A 1,528-nucleotide genomic window follows, 5' to 3' on the forward strand; every position below is an offset into this window, starting at 1 on the left:
GCCATTCAGCATATAAAAAAGATGCGGTTACGACGATAGAAAAGAATACGACAAATAGATAAGTTCGCCATAAGGCCTGGTTTTTATATTTTTTCATTCATTTAATATAGTACATTATTGAAAATACGTCATGCGACGCGTCATCAAGTACTCTCTAATCATTACATTCAATGGTTATAGTTAGCAAGGCAGGGAACTTTCTAGGCGCGCGGCGTTCAAATAAATGAATTCTTTTTATCAGTAGAGCTTTACATTTATGCCCACGCGCTCCAATAAGCCCGACCGTTTTCTTGGTTTATCTATTGCTTACTTCATCCTAATTTTTATAGGCTTAAACTCCTTTACCGAGCAGGTCTCTGCAGACTTAAAAGACGCAAAATATAACAAAGCCCCCCTCTTCTCTTTACCTGATATACATGAGAAGAGCACCGTCAATCTGAGTGACTATAAAGGCAAAGTGGTACTGGTAGATTTTTGGGCCTCATGGTGTGGTCCATGCCGTCAGTCGATGCCCGAATATAATCAACTTCGCAAGCGCCTGCACAGTAAACAAAACGGTAAAGACTTTGAAATTCTTGCTGTCAATGTTGACGTCACCACTGAAGAAGCGATGCGTTTTCTTGAACAGTACCCAGTGGATTTTCCGGTACTGGAAGAACGAAGTGGGAAATCCCAACAGGCTTACGAGCTACTCACCATGCCTACATCATTTTTGATAGATCGAGAAGGTTATATTCGCATTGCTCATCAGGGGTTTAACACGGGGTTTATTCGTTACCTCGAGAAAGAAGTCAACATGCTGCTTCAGGAGTAAACATTTAGTCTTTACCGTTTTCCGTTATTAGATTCGCATTAGTCCCATTTTCTTTGATACATTAGCGCTTCAGAACACCTTTTTGACTATCAATAATTACGGTAAAGATCATGGCTCCTAAAGTTATTCAGAACTGGCATACTGTTGTGAAAACACGAGATATCAATGCTCTAGACAATTTATTGGCTGATAACGCCACGATGTTTTCTCCGGTAGTTCATACTCCGCAAAGAGGCAAAGCCATTACAAAACTATACCTAATGGGCGCAATGCAAACGATTGCGAATGAACACTTCAAATATATTCAAGAAGTTTACAACGACCATTTTGCCGTGCTCGAATTCGAAACCCTTATTGACGGCAAAACCGTCAATGGTGTCGACATGATCACCTGGAACGAAGATGATCAAATAACTGAATTCAAAGTCATGCTGCGCCCTCTTCAGGGCATCAATGCCGTTCACAAGGCAATGGGTGAAGCGCTCGCAAAATTTCAACAAGGACAATAAACTCGTCATCACGGGGAAGCTCGCTGTGCAGTTTTCCTAATGACAAGCCAAATAGAGATTTATTGATATGAAAAGATCCTTGAAACTCCCAAGTCTTTCAAATGTATTAAGCTATGTGGTGGCTACATTAGCGATCATCGCGACGCTCTATGGCCTAGTGCTTGGCCTGCGCCTGGTTCCACCAGACCAGCTACGAATAGCAGCG

At 41.8% G+C, this 1,528-nt stretch carries 2 protein-coding genes; both read left to right on the forward strand.

The features are described from left to right. Positions 1-256 precede the first annotated feature (256 nt). Entirely contained in the window at positions 257-814 is a 558-nt protein-coding gene (locus A3735_RS22670) for a TlpA disulfide reductase family protein (protein WP_082880508.1), read from the forward strand. 110 nt (positions 815-924) lie between these two features. Continuing rightward, positions 925-1,323, forward strand: coding sequence for a nuclear transport factor 2 family protein (locus A3735_RS22675; protein ID WP_068513165.1), 399 nt, complete (start codon positions 925-927; stop codon positions 1,321-1,323). Positions 1,324-1,528 lie beyond the last annotated feature (205 nt).

The sequence above is a fragment of the Oleiphilus sp. HI0061 genome (assembly GCF_001635675.1).

Coding starts and splice junctions, on each gene's coding strand:
- A3735_RS22670 (WP_082880508.1), top strand. CDS start 257: ATGCCCACGCGCTCCAATAAGCCCGACCGTTTTCTTGGTTTATCTATT.
- A3735_RS22675 (WP_068513165.1), top strand. CDS start 925: ATGGCTCCTAAAGTTATTCAGAACTGGCATACTGTTGTGAAAACACGA.